This window comes from Okeania sp., from assembly GCF_983059655.1.
This window is the reverse complement of sequence record NZ_CEZPJD010000357.1, coordinates 1-7,989: the sequence shown is the minus strand read 5'-3', so window position 1 is coordinate 7,989 and position 7,989 is coordinate 1. Positions and strand designations below refer to the sequence as shown.

Sequence of the window (7,989 nt, the reverse complement as noted above, 5' to 3'; positions counted from 1 at the left end):
GGTGTTTCCTGTACCGTAGTTGGTTGTGGCACTACAGGTGGTTGTGGATTTACTGTTTCCTGTACCACAGTTGGTTGTGGCACTACCGGTTGTGATTGGCTGTTTGTTTGTTGTTTTTCTTCCATATATCCTCAGTAAAGGAATTTTAGTAAGTCTGTCCTAAATATCTTTAAGATTTACTCATATCCTATATCCGGTCTATTGGATTTTAGGGGATTTTGTGTAAAATTTGCCAGCAAATAATATATGTAAATGTTTTTTCTGTCCTTATTTAACAGATTAGATGAATTTAGTTGCATCAAACCTTGAAGAAATAGTCAGTAATCAATAAGTAACTGAGAATAAGGTTGATGGGGATTATAACTCCACTAAATCCCATTGGCATCCCCTATACATCAAGTCCGGAGAATTCCTTAATTAAATGGGGTAAATCTTCCTTTTCTCACGAAAAAGTTGGGTAGTTATGCCTCGCCCTTGTAGGGCAATTTTTTATTTGCTAGTGAATTGAATACATGCTACACTATCACTGCCAGGGGCACTAGGAAACTATAAAAGGACATAAAGGTAAGCATAAGACTACTGTTAAGGTAGCAGCAGCCTAAGAAGCATCAACCCGCCGAAGAGTTAGGGATCGGTAGGAATATCTGTACCTTTAGGCCAGAGAGGATGTCAATATTGTCCCCGCTTCCTACTCTCATCAGGGTAGGTTTTTTACTTTCTGGTTGTGACTGGACTTGCACAACAAGGAAAACTTGGGAGAAAAAAAGCTTAGAGATTATTAAGTTTGAATGAGTTTCTGCTTACTTGTCCACTTTCTCTCTTCGTCTAACCCTCATTATTCCTTGTAAACCCTCCCTAATCCTTTAATGTATAAAGTATTCAACTGGAAATTATATTAAGTGGGGTATTATATAAAATTCGGTTATATAATATATGTTGATAATTCTATAATTACCTCAACCTCTCCCACTCCCAAATACATGACAAGTACTCAACTGTATTTGATATTAAACCCATCAAGGAAAAGAGAATTTTAAGAGCTTGAGTAAAGAAGCAAGATACATATTGCACCGAGAAATAATCTAAAATCTAAAATTTTTAAATTAATTCAAACAAACTAAAATCAGTCCAAGTAGTAATCCGATCTAAATTTTTTGCTACTGTTAAAGATATCGTTAAAATTGCTTAAGACCCGGATACCCGATGAATGTTTTTGAAATTTTATTCTTCTGCAAATAAAAGAAAATTGTCAGCTTAGAATCAACAAAGATTGACAATAAACAAGAATTATGATTTATAAATCCAGATTAATAGAGACACTTACAGGCAAAAATCGTGGTTTACTAGCAAGTAAAAATGACCAACAAGTAATTCTAGCAGCGATCGCTCAAGTAGAAGATTATAATCCCAACCCTTGTCCCTTGGAAGCAAAAGAACTATTAAACGGCAATTGGCGATTACTTTATACTACCAGTCAAGAATTACTACGCATTGATAGTTTTCCTTTCCTGAAACTAGGGGAGATTTATCAATGTATCCGAGTCCAAGATACAGCAGTCTATAATATTGCTGAAGTATCTGGTTTGCCTTTTTTAGAAGGAATAGTTAGTGTTGTTGCTCAGTTTGAAGCTGTGTCAGAAAAGCGAGTAAATGTTAAATTTAATCGTTCAATTTTAGGATTACAAAGTTTAATAGATTATCGATCGCCTAATAAATTAATTGCCGAAATAGAATCAGGAAAAAAATTTACTGCTGTTGATTTTAATATACAAAACCGAGAACAAAAAGGATGGTTAGATATTACATATTTAGATGAAGATTTACGCATTGGAAGAGGCAATCAGGGCAATGTATTTGTACTAACTAGGGTGTAAGGTAATACACTCACTAATTTTTGTGAATGATGAGTAATTTAGAAATCTTCTATTAGAGAACTTAAGCGCTGCAACAAAGGGTCTGCATCCGTTGTAGATTGTTGAACAGGTAAATCTTCTTCTTTTATTGATTTAGTAGAAGTTAATTCTTCTGACTCTTCTTGAGCTGATTTAGTAATCGGTATTTCTATCTGTGACAATTCTGTCTTAAAAGTCTCCATAACTTCAATTAATTTAGCATCTAAATTTAATTGAATTTGACTCAACTGTTGATTCAATTGATTCAAGCTTTTTCTTAAATCATTTTCATTTGATTGAACTGTATTATTAGATGTCTTTAATTGTTCAGAAACCAACTTTGTTTCTAACTCAGAAAAATGTTTGGTAAGCCTCTCATAAATCCGATGTTCTAGCCGTTGTAAATTAGACGCAGATTGAGCTAAATCTGTTGATGATGAAGATACATCCAAAAATTGCCACAGAGCTTGTTTACAAAGATTGCTAAAAGTTCGATATTTGTGAGAATTTAACTCTTTTTCTATAGCTGTCAATAATTGTCGATCTGCTGCCTCTTCGGTAAAAAAGACTTCTTTTTTCTGATTTTTTTCCCAAAGCATCAGGTAATATTTTTGTTAACTTAATACGAGGACAGAGAAAATAAATTTTCTACTGTGCCCCCGTTATTTTTTACTTCCAGAACTAGAAAAAACTAAACAGGAACCTCAGTGCTATACTTACAGAAGTTTTCGAGTCTTGTAGGTACAAGTTTGTATTGCCCCAGGGAACAGGAAATAGAGAACAGGAGATATTAAGAATAGTCTATACTCTACCTTACGCTTCCTCAAAAGTGCTGTAATTATAAACTGAATTTTAGCACCTGAAGTTATCTAAAATTGCTTAGATGTTACAACCTCAAATATCTTTGTAATTTTAACTAGCTATCAGCTATTAGCTATCAGCTATCAGCCTAAAAAGGAAGTCCATAGATAATAGTATCTGTTTCGCATCATTCCGGAACGGAAAAGCTTGGGTAAAAAATCCCCAGCACGCAAGCTTGTCATTTAATTTTAGGAGGGATTTAAATCCCCTTTGCGCAAAGCTGTTTGCGTAGCATTCCGTAGGAAACGCTGATTGCTGAAATGCTGTTTGCAGAGCATTCCGTCAGGAAACGCTTTTTAAAACTTATCTAGATATTGCTAGTTGAGCCTCTCCATAAATATATTGTCCCAGAGCATTTGCTTCTCTAGATGGTTGAGCTAAATGAGCTTTGAGACCTGCCTCTTGTAATAACTTTTCCAAATCTTCCTGGAAAAATTCTGCACCACCGCCAGTCATCACAACATCTGTCACCCTTTCTGGTAGCCACTTAATCAAACGGTCACAGAGTTTAGCCGCAAAAACTTTACGCAACTCAGGCACAACACCATCAAGATTAATCGGTTTAGTCGCTCCTTTGGGACGATAGGAACGCTGGCCTTCTGGTTTATGGACTGCTTCTAGCAAATACAAAGACTGAGCATCTGCTCCCTCAATCTTAGAGGCCACATCTTCATAAAATTGGCTCATGGCAAAAGGTTCGCTCTTAGAAGCAGCTCTAGCAAACCGAAAACGGTCTACCATTAAAAAGTCTGTAGTCTGATGGCCAATATCAACAACAGCAAGAGATAGTTTAGGTAACTCTGGCTTAAATTCCTTGCCATTGTTAGCTTCACACCATAGCAAACTACCATAGCCCTCTGGCATGACCCAAACCTTATTAATTCTAATTTCCGTAGGTTCGCTACCCCGATAGGACATTTTATGAGGACATTGTAATTGACTAACAATCTGTTCCTTTTCCTTTTCAAATTGCTCTTGGGAATAAAATGGTAAACCCATCACAACTGAAAACTCGCCCTTGAGCTGAAAATAACCAGCACAGGCCAAAATTTTCATGAGAGCATCTTCGACTTTGGACTTGGCAAAAGAGCGTTCATCACCGAATAGATTGGCCCCAAAATCAGCAGCCAACTGACCTACAGCGTATCCAGAGCCTTGATATTCCAGCCACATATCTAATAGTGGGTCTGTAGGTTTAGACTCAAAATTACCCGATCTGACTTGTTCTAAAGTTAATTGTTTGACATTAGCTGGAATAAAAACTACACCATTGGGAGTCCGACTAACACAAGCTTTACTAGCTGTTCGTCCTAAGTCTACACTCAAGATTGTTTTTTTACCGACACTTTGTGATTTCTGGGTCAGCATTGCTGCTGCTCCTGGCTGTTTAATAACCATTAGGCTGTATTACCTCACTAAACTTTTAAATCAAAATACTGCCGTTGTTAAAAATCCTAGTTAATTGATTAATTAAGACCTACGGCATTAAGCGAATAAAATCGCTGAATAAAATTAACATAGAAGGTAGAAGTAAAGTACTTTCAGAAGTTTCAGTCAACTGGAGAATACACACTCTATACTTTTACACCTTCACTTCTGCAGTACGGGGAAATTCCCATATCAGGTATGAGACCTTCCTCTATTTCACGCTTGTTAAAATAAGCGAGTATGTTAGACCGCTCGGTTGAAAAGTGGAGATTTTCAGACTTTCTCTAGATAGCTTTTTGGTCAAACCTATTCTTTTGAGCCGAGGACATATAGCTAACTAAATATAATATTAGATATTAGTCCGGTCAAAATAATTATTAAAGCATCGTTTCACGAAGCTCCCTTCATTAATTAAACAAGTTAATGACACTTTGCAGGAATTGTTATTAGAATTTCTAATTTAATTAAAATAACTCTCCATGAATTTAGCATCTTAAGTTAAAAATGTTTAGCACAAACAAAGGAAAAGGAAAAAAGTTGATTTTTTGACTGTGCCTCTCTTCACTTCTTAGTAAGCAAAACATCTAGGCAACTAGAGTAATTCCCTACTTCTAACAAAATGACTTTATATTCATTTAAAGATTTAACCTGAAATTAATATTTCCTTCTTAATATTCCTAATAATACCCTTCGCTTATTTTTTCACCAAAACCGTAGGATTTTAGTATTCTCTCCTAAATAGACATCTCCAAAAATTAAAAATCAAAGCAATTACACTCTATAAAATTATCAATTAATTATCCCTGTTCCCTGTTCCCTGTTCCCTCTTTTATCGAGATATCTAATATATAGCAAGGAAAGAGTTACTTAGGACTTATATTGTAAGCATTCAGCCTTCAGCCATCAGCTATCAGCTATTGCTTTTTGTTTAGGATCGACGCTTGATTAATTGTCTTACTACAAAAATTGCCTCCCTTGTCCTTAAAGTCAGTTGTTAATTTAAACACTGTCCTATATGAAAGAGTCTTGTTGCTGAAGTCCGCAGTTCTTCCAGAGGAGGCTAGCTGACAGCTAATAGCTATTTGCGCAGCAGTCCGCAGGAAATGCTTACCTTATATTAATGATGAACTTTAGTATACAGAAATACTTTTACCATTGTTCCCTGTTCCCTATACATAGTAATCCGCCCATTGATTGTGACAATTTTTATGATAGTTAGTTTGAACTGAAAACCTTTAAAATTCTGACTCCTGACTCCTGACTCCTAACTCCTGACTCCTAATTTCCTTAGTGTCAATGCCAGGAGATTTGTTCTGAAAGTCCAAGTAGTTGCCCTAAAGTCTATTGTTAAGTTACATTTAGTTAAGATTATGAGTATTTTTTTAACTACTGAGTTAATAGTGTCAGTAGTATAAAAGATCACACTAGCCATTTCAATGCAATTTTACTAAAAGAGGCCAATAATTTATGAAAATTTCTTGGAGAACAATTGTACTTTGGAGTTTACCAGCTCTAGTCATCGGCTTTTTTGTCTGGCAAGGAGCATTCTCCCCAACAGTGGCAAACATGGGTAGCAATACCGCCAGTACCCGAATGAGCTATGGTCGATTCTTGGACTACTTACAAGCGGACCGAGTGACAAGCGTAGACCTTTATGAAGGTGGCCGTACAGCTATTGTTGAAGCAGTAGATCCAGAACTAGATAATCGGGTCCAAAGATTACGAGTAGATTTACCGGCCAATTCTCCAGACCTAATTTCTCGTCTACGAGAAGCAAATATCAACTTTGACAGTCATCCCCCACGCAATGAAGGAGCAATATGGGGCTTATTAGGAAATTTGGTTTTCCCAGTTTTATTGATTGTCGGTCTATTTTTCCTCTTCCGTCGCTCCAGTAATGTCCCTGGTGGCCCTGGACAAGCAATGAATTTTGGTAAGTCTAAGGCCCGCTTCTCCATGGAGGCGAAGACAGGTGTACTGTTTGATGATGTGGCTGGAGTTGATGAGGCCAAGGAAGAATTACAAGAAGTTGTGACTTTCCTCAAAAAACCAGAAAGATTCACTGCTGTAGGAGCGCGTATTCCTAAAGGTGTGCTATTAGTTGGACCTCCAGGAACTGGTAAAACTTTGTTGGCCAAGGCGATCGCTGGTGAAGCTGGTGTTCCATTTTTCAGCATTTCTGGTTCGGAATTTGTAGAAATGTTTGTGGGTGTGGGTGCTTCCCGCGTTCGTGACCTCTTCAAAAAAGCAAAGGAAAATGCTCCTTGTATTATCTTTATTGATGAAATTGATGCAGTAGGTAGACAACGTGGTGCTGGTATCGGTGGTGGTAATGATGAAAGGGAACAAACTCTTAACCAGTTACTGACAGAAATGGATGGTTTTGAGGGTAACACTGGTATCATTATTATTGCTGCTACTAACCGTCCTGATGTATTAGACTCTGCATTATTACGCCCAGGTAGGTTTGACCGTCAAGTTACTGTTGATGCTCCAGATATTAAAGGTCGTTTGTCAATTCTGGAAGTTCACGCTCGCAACAAGAAGCTCAGTGAAGAAGTATCCCTAGATGCGATCGCTCGTCGTACTCCTGGTTTTACAGGTGCAGATTTGGCCAACTTGCTGAATGAAGCAGCAATTCTCACTGCTCGTCGTCGTAAAGAAGCAATTACCATGCCGGAAATTGATGATGCCGTAGACCGGGTGGTTGCAGGTATGGAAGGAACTCCACTCATGGATGGTAAGAGCAAGCGATTAATTGGTTATCACGAAATTGGTCATGCTATCGTTGGTACTTTGATTAAAGACCATGACCCCGTGCAAAAAGTTACTTTGATTCCCCGTGGTCAAGCTCGTGGTCTCACCTGGTTTATGCCTAGTGAAGACCAAGGTTTAATCTCCAGGTCACAAATTTTGGCTCGTATTACTGGCGCTCTTGGTGGTCGCGCTGCTGAGAAAGTTATTTTTGGTGATGCTGAAGTGACAACTGGTGCTGGCAATGACCTGCAACAGGTTACAGGAATGGCACGTCAAATGGTGACTCGTTATGGTATGTCGAATTTGGGTCCGATGTCTTTGGAAACTGGACAAAGTGAGGTCTTTTTGGGTCGCGACATGATGACTCGTTCAGAATATTCTGATGAGATCGCTTCTCGTATTGACGATCAAGTTCGCACTATTGTTGAACATTGTTATGAACACGCTTGTGACATAATGCGTGAGAATCGAGTTGTCATAGATCGTTTAGTCGATCTGCTCGTTGAGAAAGAAACTATTGATGGTGATGAGTTCCGACAAATTGTAGCTGAGTACACTAATGTTCCAGAAAAAGAACGTTTTGTTCCCATTGTGTAATTTTAGCTATCAGCAGTCAGCTATCAGCGGTCAGCTTTTCCTGCGGAATTCTGCGCAAACAGCGGTCAGCAAGATTATTTTTTTAACGTTTAGAGGGGGTTCAACTCCTCCTAAACAATCCTGCTTATAGAAGCAACAGTAGGGACGTTCCATGGAACGTCCCTAAAAATTTTTGGTTGTGATGATGTGATTCACCAATCTGAAAAGTGTTATCAGAAGATGAAAAAAATAAACTTCAGAATTTCTAGTCTCTGGTTTTATATATAAATACAGTTGAAAATTTGTCATTGCGACGATAGGAAGCAATCTCCTAAACCCTTGAGATTGCTTTATTCTAATCTGTGACTGTGGCAATGACTTGGATATAGTAATTATCTGGATTTTATACTATGATTTCTATTGACCAAAAAATAAGGTCTCAAGCCTCCCCTTTCAAGGGGATGAAAAAGCGGTC

Annotated in this window: 4 protein-coding genes; 2 read left to right on the top strand and 2 right to left on the bottom strand. The window is 37.7% G+C overall.

Going from position 1 to position 7,989, the window contains the following annotated elements; translation table 11 throughout:
- The first annotated feature begins 1,289 nt into the window (after positions 1-1,289).
- Positions 1,290-1,874, top strand: coding sequence for a PAP/fibrillin family protein (locus tag AC3DU7_RS19090; protein ID WP_488040895.1), 585 nt, complete (start codon positions 1,290-1,292; stop codon positions 1,872-1,874).
- Positions 1,875-1,912: 38 nt separating this feature from the next.
- On the opposite strand, the gene fcmC is transcribed toward AC3DU7_RS19090, so the two are convergent.
- Positions 1,913-2,491 (bottom strand): filament morphology membrane protein FcmC, encoded by a 579-nt coding sequence (fcmC, locus tag AC3DU7_RS19085; RefSeq protein WP_488040894.1) that lies wholly within the window; start codon positions 2,489-2,491, stop codon positions 1,913-1,915.
- Positions 2,492-3,056: 565 nt separating this feature from the next.
- Entirely contained in the window at positions 3,057-4,151 is a 1,095-nt protein-coding gene (gene fcmB / locus AC3DU7_RS19080) for a filament morphology actin-like protein FcmB (protein WP_488040893.1), read from the bottom strand.
- A gap of 1,497 nt (positions 4,152-5,648) precedes the next feature.
- Between fcmB and ftsH2 the strand changes: the two genes are divergently transcribed.
- The gene (gene ftsH2 / locus AC3DU7_RS19075; protein WP_488040892.1) at positions 5,649-7,535 is read left to right on the top strand and encodes an ATP-dependent zinc metalloprotease FtsH2; all 1,887 of its coding nucleotides are present in this window, start codon (positions 5,649-5,651) and stop codon (positions 7,533-7,535) included.
- The last annotated feature ends 454 nt before the right edge of the window (positions 7,536-7,989 follow it).

What these genes read in the sequence shown, in the direction of transcription:
- fcmB (WP_488040893.1), bottom strand. Translation starts at nt 4,151, where the DNA reads ATGGTTATTAAACAGCCAGGAGCAGCAGCAATGCTGACCCAGAAATCA.
- AC3DU7_RS19090 (WP_488040895.1), top strand. Translation starts at nt 1,290, where the DNA reads ATGATTTATAAATCCAGATTAATAGAGACACTTACAGGCAAAAATCGT.
- fcmC (WP_488040894.1), bottom strand. Translation starts at nt 2,491, where the DNA reads ATGCTTTGGGAAAAAAATCAGAAAAAAGAAGTCTTTTTTACCGAAGAG.
- ftsH2 (WP_488040892.1), top strand. Translation starts at nt 5,649, where the DNA reads ATGAAAATTTCTTGGAGAACAATTGTACTTTGGAGTTTACCAGCTCTA.